The following is a 17,166-nucleotide window of genomic DNA, read 5'->3' on the forward strand; positions in this document are numbered from 1 at the left end:
AAGGCCTCGGTTTGGTTAACCGTCAGAACGATGATAACTATCGGGCCGTGCTCACAGGAGCGATTTCATCAGAAGCACCCAGTGCTCGGTTTCTGTTTCCCAGCCTTCTTTCAAACAAGGGGCCTGCGCGACTTCGTGGTATCCTTTCCGTTCGTACAGACGCCGCGCACCGATGTTGTCTCCGGCTACGATAACGCTCATTCTGGTTAAGCCCTCAGCCCGCGCGATTTCATCTGCCAGATCCAATAGGCGTGATCCGTAGCCCTGACCGCGATGTTCTGGATAGCAGGCCAGAACGTTCACATACCAGCTTTCGAGCGCCTTGTTCTCTAACTCCTGCAACGGTCGGAACAAGGTTGGAAAATCCTCTCCTATATCCACCGGCGCCGACCCGATTGAGTAGCCGGTCAGACTCGCAACTGCACCAAGCCCCAAGTCCAATACGTAAATCTGACCGTCACGCGCCTTTTCCGCCTGCCTTGCGCGGCCGATCTTCCAGGGGTCTTGGCCATCTTTCGCAAGGCTTGTCCAGATATGGAATGGCAGCCCTTCTCCGGCATAATTCACGAGGTCGGCGAGCTGAGATGCATCCGTTTCCCTGGCCAATCGCAGCGGTGGTTCCAACTCAATCATTCATCCCTCCAGAAATTGGATCGTGGCGTTGGCGTCGGGTCAAGGACCTCCGCCTACGCGGTTCGATCAACGTTAGCGCTTTTCTGAGGCTTTGCGCAGCAGCAGCTTTGTCATCGTCAGACATCACAGAAAGGTCCATGTCCACACTAAAGTGAGGGTGCCGTTCGCGCAGTCGCAACTTGGCCCGGTCCGTTCCTAACGGATCATCAAGAACATGATATGCGGCGACAGGATGGGCGATCCCTTTGACGTCGATTTCACCACGCTCCGAACATTCGATCTTATCCTGTACAAGCGCGAAGGTTTCATAGGAAATCAGAATCTCGCCCGGCGCGGCCAAGGTCTCAAGTCGCGAGGCGATGTTCACAGAGCCTCCAATGATAGTGTAGTCCAGCCGATCTTCGCTTCCAAAATTTCCGACAGTGCAATATCCAGAGTGAATGCCCATTCGAACCTGCAACGGTTTTTCAATGCCGGATTTGCGCCATTGATACTGAAGCTCTTTCATACGGCGTCGCATCTCTATAGCCATCCGAACACAGGCAAGCGCATCCGCTTTGGCGCCACGCGTTTCCGGATCCCCGAAGAAAATAACAATGGCGTCGCCCACATACTTGTCGATCGTGGCCCCGTGCCGCAAAGCAATTTGAGACATTTCCGTCAGGTAGTGGTTTAAAAGCTGTGTCAGATCTTCTGACTCCAAGCGGTCGGCAGTTTCCGTGAACCCCACGATATCAGAAAAGAAGATTGTCAGCTTCTTGCGACTGCTCGCAAGCTTGACTTCCTGCTTGCCCGTGAAGATCAGATCGTAGACTTGAGGCGAGAGGTACTTGGCCAATTGGCTAGCCAGACCCTCTAATGCCGCAGTCTTTTGGGCCAATTCGGATTCGCGGTGATCAATGACCTTCATGTAATGTGTCATAGCGCCTGCAATTTCGCCAATCTCGTCGGGTCGGTCATCGGCTACGCCGTGCTGGCGATCCTTGGCGTATTGCCCAAGTGCTTGCCTAAGATTTTCCAGCCGCAAAAACACCCTGTGTCTTAGAATCCAGGCAAAAAGAAATGATCCAGCCAGAAGGATCGTTGCCACTCCCAATATCGCTAATAGCGTGAAGCGCGTTGTTCTGGCGACAAGCCGGATTTGATCCTCAAGTTCTGCACTGGTGCGCCAGAATTCGTTGCTGACACTGCTGAGCAGCCTGTTCGCGATCAAAGAGCTTTCCTCGACAAGCGCCTTGATCTGAAAACTGTTCGACAACTGAGATGTCTTGGCCTGAAGAATGTCTTCTCGAGCGCGCGACCAACTTGCGACGAGATCACCCGCCGCACCGACCTCAGTTTCACCACTTCGGCCGATATAATAGTCTTCGATATGACGGGCCAAAGCATCGACGCTTGAATCCGCTGACTGCAGATTTTGAGACAGCTTTGCGCGTTCAGCGTCGTTCAGCAACAGCTTGATCTCGGACACCGAGCGCGCTGCCAAATCAAGGGTCGAAGGTGCAATGCCTGGCTTCAAATTCCGCATGTCCGTCAAGTACTGCCCAAATTCGGCGGCATGTCTCTCAAGGTGACGGCGCAATTCGATCTGGTTCTCGACGGTTTCGGCCAGGCGTTCAAGATTTGCCGAAAGCATATCTGCGCTGGATCTGAGTGTGGTGATACGCTCCGCATCGGCGTTCAGCCTCTGCAACTCGTCTATGAGCATTTTCTGCGACGCCTGCTTGTCTTTGATGCGGGCCACGAGTGTGTCGAACTCGGATCGTGTCTGCGCTTGGCTAAGTGCCGGCGAGATGGAACTGGAGGCGGAAGAATCCTGAGATAATTGTGACAGGCGGATCAACACCGGCAGCGATTGGTTCCTTAATTCGTCAAGGTCGCTGCGAACTTCGAACAGACGAAGCGTAATCAGGACCAAACCCAGCCCAAACAGCGCGGAAATGGCAATCAGCACGGTGAACAGCAGCGTCGAAATACGTTGTCGAACGTTGATCTGCTTGGAAGGCTGCGCAATCACCGGACTGGCCTATCGATAAGGCGGGCTGATCATCAATCCACCGTCACGCCACAGCCGATTAAGCCCGCGATCCATTTTCATCGGGCTGCCCTCGCCCAGGTATCTTTCGAAAATCTCGCCATAGTTTCCGGCCCCGGCGATCACATTTCGCGCCCAGTCCTGAGGCAATCCGGCAACCGCTGTTCCTTCGACGTCTTCAAGCCCCAGCAAGCGGCGGATTTCGGGGTCGGTGCTTTCAAGATGCGATGCGAGGTTCGATTGGGAGATACCCTTTTCTTCTGCCAGTATCGTCGCAAAGATCGCCCAGCGAACGATATGAGCCCACTCCATGTCGCGCGTCGAGACGTATGCGACAAGCGGCTCTTTCGAGATGATTTCTTCGTGCAGAACGTAGTTTTCTGGATCACCAAACGCAGTCCCTGTCATCGTTGCCAACGCAAAGCGGTCCGTAGTCAGCAGGTCGCACCGGCGGGCAAAAAACGCATCATTCCTGCCCTGCGAAGATTCGAAAGCCATCACTGACCAGCCAAGCCCATGCTGTGCTATGAAGTCCTCCAGATTTCCGATAGTTGTGGTCGCCCTCGACACGCAGACAGAAGCGTCAGGTACATCTTGCAGGTTGCCGCTGATGGTTCCCCGGTGCGACATGAACCCCTGACCATCGTAGAACAAGACGGCTGCGGGCGTCAGACCAAGTACGAAGTCGCGGGAGAACGTCCACGTGACATTCGAGACGTATATATCAACTTCACCTTCTGCGATGCTCTTCAGACCGGCGCGGATCAGAGTCGGTGACATTTGTACTGCAGCCCGATCGCCGAAGACAGCCAAGGCCGCAATTCTGCAAAACTCGGGGAAAAAGCCTTCGTAACCTTGCGAGCCGATACGCGTATCGCCAACAAGCCTGTTACCGATGGCGCATTTCACGAACCCCCGATCGCGAACCGCGTCAAGAACGCTTTCGTCCGAATGAGCCAGGCCAGCATTCAAGAAAAGGTAAAACAGCGCAGATACTGTCAGGACGACAAATGAAAACATTGGTCCCTCCCTCAGTCGATGGCATTGTATCACGAACAACCGGATTTACGAGTAAGCGGGAAAGCGCTGCTCGATTCTGCCCAACATATGTGAAACGGAGCGTGGAAATCATGAATGCAGTCTCTGGACGAAAGGAATTTGCCAGCCAACTATGCAAGTCCGCAGGAGACCTGGCGCTTACTTACTTTCGGGACCGCGAAAACCTTGTCGTAGACATCAAGGGCGCGCAGGATTGGGTGATTGCTGATCGAGACTACGATACCTGCTGGTTCCGAGACGCTTTGAAAGACAAAGGGATAGTCCCATGCAACCCCGGCGGGACATCGCGTGACAAACCTGTCCGGTACGGTAAACACAGATACAAGCGCCGCAGCCGCATCGAGATCATGTTTGGTCGCTTGAAGGATTGGCTAAGCGTTGCAACACGTTACGACAGATGCCCGAAGGCATTCCTGTCGGCCATTGCGCTCGCAGCCGTGGCTATCTTATGACTCCAAGATTCAATTAGTCTGAAGCTTAGAAAAGGTGATCAATAGTCAGTTCCGAGCTCAAAGCAATTATTGGCGAACGGGATTGTAAGCTGTTTTCAGTTTGGAACCGCGACACTGGACAAATTCGCCTTCGCATAAGAACCTGCTTGCAATCAGAAAACAATGGAGACGTTTGGATGAAACTGATTGCTGGCGCCGCTCTGTCTTTAATTCTTTCAACAACCTCTGTGCTTGCTACGGGTAATGGGGCTTGCGCAACAGGCAAGACCCTTAGCGAAGGCACATTGACCATCGCAACCGGCAATCCGGCGTATTATCCTTGGGTAATGAATGACGCACCTGAAAGTGGTGAAGGATTCGAGGCCGCCGTTGCCTATGCCATCGCTGAAAAAATGGGTTTTCAGTCAGAGAATGTAGCTTGGGTGCGCACGAGCTTTGACGAAGCCATACAACCCGGTGCAAAGAATTTTGACTTTAACGTGCAACAATACTCGATAACCCCCGAGCGGGAAGAAATGGTTGATTTTAGTTTGCCCTATTACACTTCAGCCATGGCTATTCTAACCACCAAAAGCGTGGTCTCAACCGGGGCTGAACCGACGCTGGATAGCCTTAAGGAACTCAAATGGGGCGCTGTGGCAACGACCACTGCAATCCCTATGCTGAATGAGGTGATCCAGCCAACGAGCGATCCTTTGCTGTATAATGACAACGCCGACGTAAATGCTGCAATAATGGCAGGCCAGATAGATGCGGCACTCTACGACTTGCCCACAGCACTTTATCTGTCGGCAGTGGTTGTAGAGGATGGTGTTCTGTTGGGACAATTCCCGCCAGGGCAGTCCGAAAGCCCTGACCAGTTCGGGCTATTGATGGAAGACGGAAATCCGCTGAAGGAATGCGTGGACGCCGCCATTTCGGAGCTTGCTGAAAGTGGAGAGCTTGCCGAGATCGAGGCCCAATGGCTGTCAGAGGCCACTGGAGTTCCAGTCATTCAGTAGATGGACAAAACTTCGGTGCAAAACAGTACATCCGAGCCCTCTGCCTTGGGCCCCACACGTCGCGAAATCTACGAGGCTGGGGTTCGGCGACGCGCGAACCGCATTGCGCTGATCTCTACGGTCAGCGTGGTCCTTGCGCTTGTCGTGCTGGTGCCGCTCGCACCGGGTTGGGAGGCCGTACAGCGTGCATTTTTTAACGGCAGAGTGTTCGCGGCAACATTTCCCGGGCTGCTCGATGCCTTTATTTTGAATGCAATGATCTTCGCCTGGTCCGCGCCGCTCATCGCAGTTACAGGCCTCGGAATTGCACTTTGTCGCGATACCCGCGCGCCGGCACTATTTCCTCTTCGGCTCTTCGGGATTGCCTATACGGATGTCTTCCGCGGTCTGCCGGTTGTTCTTGTCATTTACATCATTGGCTTTGGCGTGCCGGGGCTCGGCCTTCCGAGGCCCTGGAACAGCCCCTATATTTGGGGCACACTTGCGCTGGTCTTGGTCTATTCGGCTTACGTTGCTGAGGTGATCCGTTCAGGCATAGACTCGATTCACCAATCGCAACGGTCTGCCGCCGCATCGCTTGGATTGACGGAACAGGACACAATGCGATTTGTGGTGCTGCCACAGGCCATTCGCAATGTGGTTCCAGCCAATATGAACCTTTTCATCGCCCTGCAGAAAGATGTGGCGCTTTTGTCCTTTATTGGGCCGGTGGAGGTCTTTCGCCAGGCCGGTGTTTACAAATCACTCTATGCGAACTTTACGCCCTATGTGGGCGCAGCGCTCATCTTCCTTGCGCTTACAGTTCCTGCCACACGTTATGCGGACTATCTCATGAACAAGCAAAATCGAGCGCGAACATGACGATGAAGTTATCGCTGCGAGGTGTACGCAAGCGGTTTGGCGATCATGAGGTGTGCAAGGGCATTGATCTTGATGTGGCAGAAGGGGAAATGGTCTGTCTTATTGGGGCGTCAGGTTCAGGTAAATCGACGCTCCTTCGTTGCATGAATTTGCTTGAACCTATTGATGACGGGACAATCTGGCTGGACGGTACTGATATTTCCGAGCCCGGACTTGATCCTCAACCCGTGCGCCAAAAGATCGGGATTGTATTCCAAAGCTACAACCTTTTTCCCCATATGACCGCGGCAGAGAACGTAATGCTCGCTCCGCGCCGCGTGCGCGGCCTGAGTCGGGAAAACCTGCGACCGCGGGTGACACAGCTTTTTTCCCGCTTTGGGCTGGACGATCGCATGGAGCACTATCCAGATCAGCTTTCCGGTGGCCAACAACAGAGGGTTGCGATCATCCGAGCACTGGCGATGGAACCGCAAATCATGCTTTTTGACGAGATTACAAGCGCTTTGGATCCTGAGCTGGTAGGGGAGGTGCTTGATGTACTGCGTGAACTACACCGGCAGGGTATGACCATGGTTCTTGCTACGCATGAGATGGGTTTCGCCCGGGAGTTGGCAGATAAAGTCTGTTTCCTTGACGCCGGTCGCATCCTTGAGCAGGGCTCACCAAACGAGTTATTCGTCGCACCGCGTGAACCCCGCACCAAGGCTTTCCTTTCGCGCGTCCTTTGATATCGTGTCGGGCTTGGTAGAACACGTTTTGGAACATACGATGCGCCATTGTACGGGACAGTGAAACGGCTCAAGGCCGGTTAATCCAATCCAACGACGTTGACTTGGCTGCGTTTTACTCGGCCTAGTCATCGCAAAAAAGCCTGCAACCTGAAAAGCGGCGTCCAAAGAACCCTACGAGTCTGCAACTCTGTGAATTTGCCTCGGAAGTATTTGGGAGCTTTGCGTTTGGCAATGTGAAGAGGTTGGGGTACGCGTGTGTTTTTGCGGATCGCGGTTCCGATGGAGACGGTGCTTGAACATTTTTGGGCGCATACGCGGCAATCCCTGCTGTCTCGGTTGGCTTTGAAGCATTGGAATGAACTTGTGCGCCCTTGCCACGTTTGTAGCGTTCCACACCAGCAAGACGGGATTTAACCAAACGGCAATACTTTTACTCAAGCTCAACGCCCAGATAGTGCCGCCTCGCCAGTGCCGCAAAGACGAACAATCAGCCCCGCGCTTGAACCTCTGCCCAGCGGCGAGTGTCCAACTTGAAAGCGCCGACGAAGGTATCTGAGGAAGCGGTTAGGACATCTCGATCAAACTTTCCGGGGATGGGTCAACATCTTCTCGGGAGACCGCCAAAGCGGCGGCAAGATGATTGACCCGAAGCCCAAAGCGTCCCCGGATTTGATGCAAGCTGAAAGAACAGGTTCCAAGCATGCCAAGGCATGCGGAATTGAAATTGGCGGCATGCCTGCCGCCACAACTCTTCTGCGCAAGGGATGGAAGCCATATGGCCGAGACTACAGGCTCGGTTCACAACAGCCCGACCCGAAAGGGATGCGCCCCTGCTTACTTGAACCCAAGTTTTCGTAGTTCCTCGTCCGATACAAGTATGTCGATTAGGTCGTCAAAACTGTCCGCAACTTTCGTGAAACAGTCTTCAAAGGACGTTCCATTTTGGTCGAATTGCCAAATTTCGGGGTTTGCCCGTGTGGGGTCTCCTTGATAATTCAGGCATACCCATCCACCGCCACCAAGTGTTGCAAATGGAAAGACGTTCAAGATCTCACGCTCAAAAACGTCATCGACCCAGTCTTGGAGACCATTCGCTTCACGCGGTATACTCTCCAGACCCTCAAGATAGCTAAAATAACCAGCGTAAGTGCCACCTTCAGATTTTGGACCTGTTACAGCGATTTCACATCGTTGCCCTTGTTTGAAGATTGAAGCGTTGTCAGAGAACCCGTAACCCTCGCGTAAGGCAGTGGGGAATGAAACATCCAAGCGTTTCTCCAGAGCGTCAATCCTTTCAGGTGAATTCCCCGGGGCCGGATTGGTTCGGTGGCTACCCCATTCATAGTCTTTTATCATTTTGGTTACCTGTTTATCCTGCTTGCCCAACCCACATGCCGAAAAACCCCATGTGCGGAGGTGTCGAGCAACAGCATGGGTCCGGTGCCATCTGGGTTCAGTTGTGTCCCATTGTGGTGCCATGTCAAACCACTTGGATTTGCGATGCCATCCGCGAGATCATCCAGTTGTTCTCGTGTGAACAATGAGCGCGATACCCGGTCAGCCTCAATCTCCCGCCACAATGCGCGGCTTGCAGCCTTTAGATCGGCATAACCATTGATGCCTGGACCTCGCCCTAAAGGGTTGGTGATGTTGACATGGGCGATTCCGAGTTGCGAGAAATCCGGCACTCCGTTGGTGTAAGAGACCGAAACATTCTGTCCGTAAAACGCCGAGCTCGGTTCGTTGATCCGCGTCGTATATCGTACTTGCCCACCGGGCATAATCTCGACGACATTGTCGGGATTTTCCAGCCAGCGGCCAAATCGAGGCGTTTGAGAGCCAGCGTTGCGTTGCCCAAGAAAGCGTCCGCTATTGTCCAGCATCTCCGGTTTGAGCCGAATGGGGCTTGATGCAGCACGACCAATAGCGCCAAGGATGCCACCAGAAATGGCTGACAGAGCCTCAGGGTAGAATCTGCGACCTGTTTCTTCGCGCAAACCAGCCCTGACGGCCCGCGCGTCGGCATCTGAAACACCGAAACCTGCAATCCGTTGAAACTCATCGTGCAGGGCGTCCCATTGGGCCAATTCGCCTTGATTGCTAAATACCGAGCGTCCACCCCAACGCTCTTGCTCGATTCCACGCGCGGCAGACACCAAACCGCGTCCGAGATTGCGCAGCACATCACGTCGTTCATCTCCGACAAGAAGAGATTGTGGTAGATGCTCAACACCTGCCAGAAGAGCGACCGCATCAAGATAACGACCAGAGCTTTCCGGTGCAGAGTCGCGCAGTTGTTCAAGAATTTCGCTGGTACTGATGCCATCGAAGAAAGGGCTTTCTTCGAGTCCCCGCGCAAAGTCGAGCATCCCTTGGCGGAAGGCTTCAGCCTCTCCAATCAGGCGGTTTTGCTCAGCTTGGGGGCCGAACAACAAGCCACTTGATGCCAGAGCATTCGGCAAAGGTGCTGCCAGAGAGTATCTGTAAGCAGCTTCGCGGAAAGCTTGGGTCAGCAACCGTTGTTCCGCTTCCTGAGCGGCAGACTTGTTTGGGTTCGCCGCAAGGGCTTCAAGCGCGGACCGCAGTGTACGCATTTCCGCTGCGGCATTACGGAACTCTTGAATTCGGTTGCCGTTCGGGTTGCGAGTGGTGAATCCATCCCAAATTCCAGCGGAGCTTTCGGCAACATTGTCAGTCACGCCGGGAATAAAAGGTTCTGCGTGACAGCGGCAATTGATTGCCTGACCGGGGTGTCCGTCTTGAGGCAGGTCATCCCAACGAAAAACTTGGTCGTCGTAAACAGCGTGAGAGTGCCGGACTTTCGCGTCGTCTTCGGAACGCCAAACATAAAATTCAACGCCCAATGCGCGCTGCCGAAGCTCGCCGATGAGGCCGCTGCATCCCCGTAACAGCCTGTTTTCCATAGATTGCCGTACTGGCTGAAGTCGTTGGGGATGGGTGTTCCACTCGGCCCAGATCGCGGCCAGCCTACTATCCCATTCTTCTATGGTTTAATCTAATGCGTCGGCGACATCGGGAAGGGATTCGGGCGAAATCGGTTCGTCCAGAAACCCGGCATAGGTTTTTATCAGAGCTTCAGCGTTTTCACGAACCGCCGCATGCAAACGGTTGGCAAATGCATCTTAAAGATCGGCGTAGTTGGGAAACGTACTCTTGACGGACAACCCCATTCTCCGCCCGACCATACCGTGGCGATACCGGGACAGTACAAACTCGCCTTCTCCGCCAGTGCGCAGAAAATCTGAAAATGTGTGAGGCATCTTGTTGCCTGTGCTTGGATCAGGCTGCAGTGTCTCAACGTCTCCCTAAACTTACGTGAAACCACCGTTCGCTGTGGAAACGCAATTGGGGTGTTTACCAACCGTTAACCATCAATTCGCCAAAGTCAGAAGTCAAAGATGTGAGATGGGTTCGGAGATGAAAAGCCAGATAATGGGCCAACTGAAGGTCGCGATAAGCGAGAAGAAGCGACAGAAAAAAACAACACATAAGTCCCGCTTTTCATCGGGTTTCCCAGAAGATGCAATGCAGGGACTAAGAGATCTCGATGCACGAACGCCGCCGCCAGATGCAATTATCGAACCTGCCTATTCGCCCGGTTTTGTTAATCGTAACCGCTAGTCGCCGAAGAATGCCGCCGGGGGAGGTTTGATAAAAGGAGATGACGGAGCCAATCGACACCACTACTGGGGGCACCGTGAGCGCCTGTGGCAGCGTTTCCTAAAAGGCGGGCATGAGCCAATGCCGGAATACGAACTTCTGGATCAGCGCGGGCGCCGGTGGCGCCGAAGGCAGCGACCTGCAACTGGCCACGCAGCTACTCCTGAGCTGCGATCGCCAGGCAGGTCTTGGCATCCATGGCAATAGCTGGCTCGGCAAGGCAGACATGTCTCGCCTGACACATCACGACCGGGACCGGCTGCGGGTCAAACTCGACAAAATGGAGCGCCGGGCCGTGCGCTTTCTGGAACCCCATCACGACCGACTGGAACACCTTGCCGCCTACCTGCTAGAAGGTGCGGGGGATGGACGCCGATGCCCTCCACCCGTGGCTGTACGATCTGATCCCCTCAGCCCACACCCCAACTGACAGCACGCACGCTGGTTTCAATCCTCACTGAGAAGACGCGGGTTTGCCATTTTACATTGGCAAACTCGCCGCAATGGCGCCGCGATCGCTCTCAAAATACGGAGAACTCTCTCTTGGTAAAACTTTGACGGATCGGATCCTCGTCACCTGCCGCACCCTCTATGATCAAGGGAACAGCCGCTCCCCGGCACTAACCTTTGATCATGAGCTCTTCGGGCCAGCCCGCAAGCGGGTAGGAGACCTCGGCCCATGGCACGAGACCAAGAGAGATTTACCCGAACTGTCCCATCTAAACCTGTGCGGGCGGGCAATGGCGCGGCAACACCCCCTGCCTTCCTCTTACTTGTCCGCCTGCTCGCGCGCCATGCCGCAGAAGAGGATGCTGCCGAGATGAGGAAGGGCCCAGAACAAAAGGACTGATCCATGCCAGCCACCGCCCCCTTCGCGCTGCTATCTATGCCCGCTATTCCACCGACAAGCAAAAAGAGACCTCCGTCGACGACCAACTCCGTCTCTGCCGCCGCCACTGCAACCAAAAGGGATGGCTGGTCACCGAAGTCTACGCCGATCACGGTATCAGCGGCACCACCAGCCAACGTCCTGATTACTTGCGCCTTTTGCAGGCCGCAGAGCGCGGCGAAGTCGACGTTATCGTGGCCGAAAGCCTCAACCGCCTGTCGCGGGATCAGACCGACACCGCGTCTTTGTTCAAACGCATGAGCTTTTTCGGGGTTCGCCTGCACACAGTCGCAGATCAGGACCTAGACGAGTTGAAGGTCGGAGTCGGCGGTCTCGTCTCCGCCCTCTATATCAAGGACATCGCTCAAAAGACCCGCCGAGGCTTGGTAGGCCGCGTTGTCGCGGGTAAGTCTGCTGGCGGCCTCAGCTATGGATATCGAGTAAAGCGAGAGATCCGCGCGGATGGAACGGCCACTACCGGTGATCTGACCATCGAGCCTTCGGAGGCCGAAGTCGTGAACCGGATTTTCCAAGAATACGCAGCGGGGCAGTCCGCGCGCGCCATTGCCGCGACCTTGAACGCCGAGGGCATCGCTGCCCCGCAAAGCGGCAAAGGCACCGGAACCTGGAAACCCTCAACGATTTCAGGGAATGTTAAGAGTGCACCGGCATCCTCAACAATGAGCTCTACGCTGGTCGACGGGTCTGGAATCGGCTGACCTATGATCGCAACCCCGACACCGGCAAACGACAGTAACGGCTAAACCCTACGTCGGAATGGAAGGCCAAGTCCGTTCCCGACCTGAGGATCGTTGACGACGCCCTTTAGGACCGCGTCAAGGCCCGCCAGGACGACGTGCGGCAAGCCATGAACCCAGCCGGGATTTTGACAGAGCGCCCAAGACCAGAACGGGCGCGCCGCCCGACCTATCTGCTCTCTGGCCTTCTTCGCTGCGCCTGCTGCGGCGCCAGCTACACGTTGATCAACAAAACCCGCTATGGCTGCGCCGCCGCCCGCAACAAGGGAGGCGCGATCTGCAGCAATCGCGCGACCATTGAGCGCGAAGTGGTCGAAGATCGGGTCCTTTCCGGACTAAAACACCGGTTTCTTTCCCCAGAACTGCTTGGCCATTTCACAGAGGAGTACCGCAAAGCCTTCAACGCGTCCGCTGCCGGGGCGGCACAGGACCGGCAGAAGGCCGCAAACGCGCTAAATCAGATCAAGACCAAGATCGCTAGTATCCTCAAGGCCATTGAAGACGGCATGTACCACGCCTCGATGAAGGCAAAGATGACCTAGCTGGAAGCGGAACAGTCTAGACTGCAGTCCGTGTTGGCGGAGAGCCCCGAGCCCCCTGCCCTGCGGCTGCACCCAAGCCTGTCGACCCTGTACCGCGAGCAGATCGAAGATCTCGCCGGCTCACTAAACGCACCCGAAGTCAAACGAGAGGCGGCAGAAAGCTTGCGGGGGCTGATTTCAGAGGTTCGGATGATGCCGGACGCGGCAGCGCGCTATGGCCATGCCATTGAACTTGTTGGGGAACTTGCGGGCATTCTGAGTTTCGGAGATCTGGATACAACAAGGCCCCCGCGAATGGCGGGGGCTATGTCGGAAACGCTGGTTGCGGGAGCAGGATTTGAACCTGCGACCTTCAGGTTATGAGCCTGACGAGCTACCGGGCTGCTCCATCCCGCGACACTTAGCGTTGGTCTACCGCCTATTCGGCTACTTGAGACCGGGTAGTGTTCTTTTCATCGTTTTGAGAGATTGGGGATTTTTCTAGGTTTGGCGGTGACCTACTCTCCCGGGGCTTAAGCCCAAGTACCATTGGCGCGGCAGTGCTTAACTTCCGGGTTCGGGATGGGACCGGGTGTTTCACTTGCGCTATGACCACCAAACCGAGGAAAATCCCCGTCGCTCTTTTTGCTTTGCAAAAAGGCGACGCGCAGGAGGCAGCGTATTCGCGAAGCGGATGCGCGTTCCTGCACGGTTGCTATGTCAATCAACATCGTCGTTTGAAGCGACGAAGTTATCCATGTTTACTGAGGTGTATGTTTTTGATTTGTCTTTCTGTTACTGGATCAAATCAAGCCTATCGGGCGATTAGTACCGGTCAACTGAACGCATTACTGCGCGTACATCTCCGGCCTATTGACGTGGTGGTCTTCCACGGCCCTCAGGGAGACCTTGTTTTGAGGGGGGCTTCCCGCTTAGATGCCTTCAGCGGTTATCCTTTCCGATCATAGCTACCCAGCACTGCCGTTGGCACGACAACTGGTCCACCAGTGGATCGTTCACCCCGGTCCTCTCGTACTAGGGGCAACTCCTCTCAAGTCTCCTACACCCACGGCAGATAGGGACCGAACTGTCTCACGACGTTCTAAACCCAGCTCACGTACCTCTTTAAACGGCGAACAGCCGTACCCTTGGGACCTGCTCCAGCCCCAGGATGAGATGAGCCGACATCGAGGTGCCAAACACTGCCGTCGATATGGACTCTTGGGCAGTATCAGCCTGTTATCCCCGGCGTACCTTTTATCCGTTGAGCGATGGCCCTTCCACTCGGGACCACCGGATCACTATGGCCGTCTTTCGACTCTGCTCGACTTGTCAGTCTTGCAGTCAGGCTGGCTTCTGCCATTGCACTCAACGAGCGATTTCCGACCGCTCTGAGCCAACCTTCGCGCGCCTCCGTTACGCTTTAGGAGGCGACCGCCCCAGTCAAACTACCCGCCACGCAGGGTCCCGGATCCGGGTAACGGACCGCGGTTAGACATCAAGAGTGCGAAGGGTGGTATCTCAAGGGAGGCTCCACCGCGACTGGCGTCACGGTTTCAAAGCCTACCACCTATCCTGCACATCACAATCCTGATGCCAGTGCGAAGCTGTAGTAAAGGTGCACGGGGTCTTTCCGTCTAACCGCGGGAAGCCTGCATCTTGACAGGCAATTCAATTTCGCTGAGTCGATGTTGGAGACAGCGGGGAAGTCGTTACGCCATTCGTGCAGGTCGGAACTTACCCGACAAGGAATTTCGCTACCTTAGGACCGTTATAGTTACGGCCGCCGTTTACCTGGGCTTCAATTCAAGGCTCTCACCTCTCCTTTTAACCTTCAGGCACCGGGCAGGCGTCAGACCCTATACGTCGTCTTGCGACTTCGCAGAGCCCTGTGTTTTTAATAAACAGTCGCCACCCCCTGGTTTGTGCCCCCAGCCCCTAGTTGCCTAGGAACCGGGCCTCCTTCTCGCGAACTTACGGAGGTATTTTGCCGAGTTCCTTCAACATCGTTCTCTCAAGCGCCTTGGTATGCTCTACCAGTCCACCTGTGTCGGTTTAGGGTACGGTCTGATGGAGGGCTATTTCCAGGAACTGCTCAGCAGCCCAACCAATCCGATAAGGCTGAACTACATCTGCAATCCGTCACATCCTCCTGGCCTAGGAATATTAACCTAGTTCCCATCGCCTACGCCTTTCGGCCTCGGCTTAGGGGCCGGCTTACCCTGCTCAGATTAGCTTTAAGCAGGAACCCTTGGACTTTCGGCGAGAGTGTCTCTCACACTCTTTGTCGCTACTCATGTCATCATTCTCACTAGTGATCTCTCCACCGGATGGCTCACGCCCCGGCTTCATCGAAAGAACTCGATCCGTCATTACATCCAGCTGCTTACACAACACAGATGCAAATACGGATGAGTTCTATGTCACACTACGCTCTGCTACCGATGCTTACGCATCCCTAGACTTCGGCTCATGGCTTGAGCCCCGTTACATCTTCGCCGCAGGACAACTTATTTAGACCAGTGAGCTGTTACGCTATCTTTAAAGGATGGCTGCTTCTAAGCCAACCTCCTGGTTGTTTTGGTCGTCCCACCTGCTTTCCCACTTAGCCATGAATTGGGGGCCTTAGTCGTAGGTCAGGGTTGTTTCCCTCTCCACTACGGACGTTAGCATCCGCAGTGTGTCTGCCATCTAGTACTCCCGGGTATTCGGAGTTTGGTTAGGATCAGTAAGCCTGTGGGGCCCCATTACCCATCCAGTGCTCTACCCCCCGGGGTATTCGGATGACGCTCTACCTAAATAGATTTCGCAGAGAACCAGCTATCTCCGAGTTTGATTGGCCTTTCACCCCTAGGCACAGCTCATCCCGATCCTTTTCAACGGATGTGGGTTCGGTCCTCCAGTAAGTGTTACCTTACCTTCAACCTGGCCATGCCTAGATCACTCGGTTTCGGGTCTGATCCCACGAACTCAACGCCCTATTAAGACTCGCTTTCGCTACGCCTACACCTAACGGCTTAAGCTTGCTCGTGAGACCAAGTCGATGACCCATTATACAAAAGGTACGCCGTCAGCTCGCAAGGAGCCTCCGACTGATTGTAGGCGTTCGGTTTCAGGTACTGTTTCACTCCCCTCGTCGGGGTGCTTTTCACCTTTCCCTCACGGTACTGGTTCGCTATCGGTCAGCAAGGAGTACTTAGCCTTCGAAGGTGGTCCTCCGATCTTCAGACAGAATTTCACGTGTTCCGCCCTACTTAATACGTCCGATCATGCTTCATATACGGGACTATCACCCTCTATGGTCCTGCTTCCCAACAGGTTCTATTCACACTCACGGCTCGGCTGGTCCCCGTTCGCTCGCCGCTACTGGGGGAGTATCAATTGATTTCCTTTCCTCCGGGTACTTAGATGTTTCAGTTCCCCGGGTTTGCTCTTAAAACCCTATGTATTCAGGTCTTAAGTACCTGTTTAACACACTTATTTTGTCCTACCGCCTATTCGGCTACTTGAGGACGAACCTCGCATAGCAAAACATGCAGTCGAATAAATAAGAGTGTATCAGGTGGGTTGCCCCATTCAGAAATCCATGGATCAAAGCTTATTCTCAGCTCCCCATGGCTTATCGCAGAGTATCACGTCTTTCATCGCCTCTTGCTGCCAAGGCATTCACCAAACGCCCTTCTCGCGCTTGATTTGATCCAGAAAAAGAAAGACATAACTTAGTGCGCTACCGCCTATTCGGCTACTTGAGCACACTATATTTGTCCTACCGCCTATTCGGCTACTTGAGGACGTTTAACCGTCCACAACCGAAGCTGCGCCAGAACTCATGTCAATCGAGACCGCCCAGCTGGTAACTAAAGGCAGTCATTCTTCTGAACCAAAAACATACATTTCCCGCCCCCGCCACTTGGACGAGGACAAATGAGCAACCCCATATGGTCTCTCAGCCGTGCAGCTGATCAACGCAGGTCGCTCGGGTTAGTATATTTGACTTGGACAACTCTGTTCGTTTCAGTCGCGATACGCATTAAAGGCCGGCTAGACCCAAACCGCGCCGCTCATCCCCTTTTTGTCCTACCGCCTATTCGGCTACTTGAGGACGAAGACAAGAACGACCGAGATCAGTGCCACACTCGGCACGATCAAACAGTGTTGATTGATTTCTCTCTATACGATGTAAATTAGTGTGTCCTACCGCCTATTCGGCTACTTGAGGACGTCCATCCGATTGGATGATCCAGCACTCAAACAAGTGCTCGATGATCAAATCGAAGTGATATGGTGGAGCCACCGCCAATCGACTTGACGATTGGCGCATCACAAATCCTAGGCTTCACCATGACGAGCGAAGCGAGGAATGGTGGAGCCTAGGAGGATCGAACTCCTGACCTCCTGAATGCAAATCAGGCGCTCTCCCAGCTGAGCTAAGGCCCCATCTTTTTTGGCCTACCGCCTATTCGGCTACTTGAGGCCGTATTTGGCGCCGATGCTACGCATCTCTGCCAAATCGCTTTGCTCAAACAACAGTGCCTCCGTGGGTCG

At 54.5% G+C, this 17,166-nt stretch carries 12 protein-coding genes, 2 tRNA genes, 2 rRNA genes and 1 pseudogene; 8 read left to right on the top strand and 9 right to left on the bottom strand.

The annotated features are described in order from the left end of the window. Positions 1-51 precede the first annotated feature (51 nt). From ACXAET_RS10170 to ACXAET_RS10180, 3 genes are read right to left on the bottom strand one after another with little or no spacing between them, the layout of a single operon-like run. A complete protein-coding gene (locus tag ACXAET_RS10170; protein WP_475184244.1) occupies positions 52-633 on the bottom strand; it encodes a GNAT family N-acetyltransferase in 582 nt (193 codons plus the stop codon). Beyond that, positions 626-2,650 (bottom strand): adenylate/guanylate cyclase domain-containing protein, encoded by a 2,025-nt coding sequence (locus ACXAET_RS10175; protein WP_475184246.1) that lies wholly within the window; start codon positions 2,648-2,650, stop codon positions 626-628. Before ACXAET_RS10175 ends, ACXAET_RS10170 begins: the two co-directional genes overlap by 8 nt. A gap of 9 nt (positions 2,651-2,659) precedes the next feature. Continuing rightward, the gene (locus tag ACXAET_RS10180) at positions 2,660-3,688 is read right to left on the bottom strand and encodes a type 2 periplasmic-binding domain-containing protein (RefSeq protein WP_475184248.1); all 1,029 of its coding nucleotides are present in this window, start codon (positions 3,686-3,688) and stop codon (positions 2,660-2,662) included. Between the two features lie 230 nt (positions 3,689-3,918). Between ACXAET_RS10180 and ACXAET_RS10185 the strand changes: the two are divergent. The 4 genes and pseudogenes from ACXAET_RS10185 to ACXAET_RS10200 form a co-directional block, all read left to right on the top strand. Further along, positions 3,919-4,179, top strand: a pseudogene (locus ACXAET_RS10185) (transposase); the annotation flags it as partial. 176 nt (positions 4,180-4,355) lie between these two features. After that, on the top strand, positions 4,356-5,180 hold the full coding sequence (locus ACXAET_RS10190) for an ABC transporter substrate-binding protein (RefSeq protein WP_475184250.1): 825 nt from the start codon (positions 4,356-4,358) through the stop codon (positions 5,178-5,180). Beyond that, complete coding sequence (locus ACXAET_RS10195) at positions 5,181-6,041, top strand: amino acid ABC transporter permease (RefSeq protein WP_475184252.1); 861 nt, start codon at positions 5,181-5,183, stop codon at positions 6,039-6,041. Beyond that, the gene (locus ACXAET_RS10200) at positions 6,038-6,769 is read left to right on the top strand and encodes an amino acid ABC transporter ATP-binding protein (protein ID WP_475184254.1); all 732 of its coding nucleotides are present in this window, start codon (positions 6,038-6,040) and stop codon (positions 6,767-6,769) included. Before ACXAET_RS10195 ends, ACXAET_RS10200 begins: the two co-directional genes overlap by 4 nt. A gap of 837 nt (positions 6,770-7,606) precedes the next feature. Here ACXAET_RS10200 and ACXAET_RS10205 read toward each other — a convergent pair. Next, the gene (locus ACXAET_RS10205) at positions 7,607-8,128 is read right to left on the bottom strand and encodes an SMI1/KNR4 family protein (RefSeq protein ID WP_475184256.1); all 522 of its coding nucleotides are present in this window, start codon (positions 8,126-8,128) and stop codon (positions 7,607-7,609) included. 5 nt (positions 8,129-8,133) lie between these two features. After that, entirely contained in the window at positions 8,134-9,696 is a 1,563-nt protein-coding gene (locus ACXAET_RS10210) for a phage minor head protein (RefSeq protein ID WP_475184258.1), read from the bottom strand. Positions 9,697-10,225: 529 nt separating this feature from the next. Between ACXAET_RS10210 and ACXAET_RS10215 the strand changes: the two genes are divergently transcribed. From ACXAET_RS10215 to ACXAET_RS10230, 4 genes are all read left to right on the top strand, one after another. Then, positions 10,226-10,414, top strand: coding sequence for a hypothetical protein (locus tag ACXAET_RS10215; RefSeq protein ID WP_475184260.1), 189 nt, complete (start codon positions 10,226-10,228; stop codon positions 10,412-10,414). A gap of 112 nt (positions 10,415-10,526) precedes the next feature. Then, positions 10,527-10,883, top strand: coding sequence for a hypothetical protein (locus tag ACXAET_RS10220; RefSeq protein ID WP_475184262.1), 357 nt, complete (start codon positions 10,527-10,529; stop codon positions 10,881-10,883). 452 nt (positions 10,884-11,335) lie between these two features. Next, complete coding sequence (locus ACXAET_RS10225; RefSeq protein ID WP_475187187.1) at positions 11,336-12,061, top strand: recombinase family protein; 726 nt, start codon at positions 11,336-11,338, stop codon at positions 12,059-12,061. A gap of 149 nt (positions 12,062-12,210) precedes the next feature. After that, positions 12,211-12,642 (top strand): recombinase zinc ribbon domain-containing protein, encoded by a 432-nt coding sequence (locus ACXAET_RS10230; protein ID WP_475184263.1) that lies wholly within the window; start codon positions 12,211-12,213, stop codon positions 12,640-12,642. Positions 12,643-12,961: 319 nt separating this feature from the next. On the opposite strand, the gene ACXAET_RS10235 is transcribed toward ACXAET_RS10230, so the two are convergent. The 4 genes from ACXAET_RS10235 to ACXAET_RS10250 all read right to left on the bottom strand — a co-directional run bounded on the left by ACXAET_RS10235 (position 12,962) and on the right by ACXAET_RS10250 (position 17,058). Beyond that, positions 12,962-13,038, bottom strand: a tRNA-Met gene (locus tag ACXAET_RS10235). 88 nt (positions 13,039-13,126) lie between these two features. Further along, positions 13,127-13,241, bottom strand: a 5S ribosomal RNA gene (gene rrf / locus ACXAET_RS10240). A 184-nt stretch (positions 13,242-13,425) separates the two neighbouring features. After that, a 23S ribosomal RNA gene (locus ACXAET_RS10245) occupies positions 13,426-16,315 on the bottom strand. A 667-nt stretch (positions 16,316-16,982) separates the two neighbouring features. Beyond that, positions 16,983-17,058, bottom strand: a tRNA-Ala gene (locus ACXAET_RS10250). Positions 17,059-17,166: the final 108 nt, after the last annotated feature.

The organism is Ruegeria sp. AWH4_226, assembly GCF_056159225.1.

Bases quoted from the DNA above. Each gene is read 5' to 3' on its own strand.
- ACXAET_RS10200 (WP_475184254.1), top strand. From the start codon at position 6,038: ATGACGATGAAGTTATCGCTGCGAGGTGTACGCAAGCGGTTTGGCGAT.
- ACXAET_RS10220 (WP_475184262.1), top strand. From the start codon at position 10,527: ATGAGCCAATGCCGGAATACGAACTTCTGGATCAGCGCGGGCGCCGGT.
- ACXAET_RS10230 (WP_475184263.1), top strand. From the start codon at position 12,211: ATGAACCCAGCCGGGATTTTGACAGAGCGCCCAAGACCAGAACGGGCG.
- ACXAET_RS10180 (WP_475184248.1), bottom strand. From the start codon at position 3,688: ATGTTTTCATTTGTCGTCCTGACAGTATCTGCGCTGTTTTACCTTTTC.
- ACXAET_RS10170 (WP_475184244.1), bottom strand. From the start codon at position 633: ATGATTGAGTTGGAACCACCGCTGCGATTGGCCAGGGAAACGGATGCA.
- ACXAET_RS10210 (WP_475184258.1), bottom strand. From the start codon at position 9,696: ATGGAAAACAGGCTGTTACGGGGATGCAGCGGCCTCATCGGCGAGCTT.
- ACXAET_RS10215 (WP_475184260.1), top strand. From the start codon at position 10,226: ATGGGCCAACTGAAGGTCGCGATAAGCGAGAAGAAGCGACAGAAAAAA.
- ACXAET_RS10190 (WP_475184250.1), top strand. From the start codon at position 4,356: ATGAAACTGATTGCTGGCGCCGCTCTGTCTTTAATTCTTTCAACAACC.
- ACXAET_RS10195 (WP_475184252.1), top strand. From the start codon at position 5,181: ATGGACAAAACTTCGGTGCAAAACAGTACATCCGAGCCCTCTGCCTTG.
- ACXAET_RS10205 (WP_475184256.1), bottom strand. From the start codon at position 8,128: ATGATAAAAGACTATGAATGGGGTAGCCACCGAACCAATCCGGCCCCG.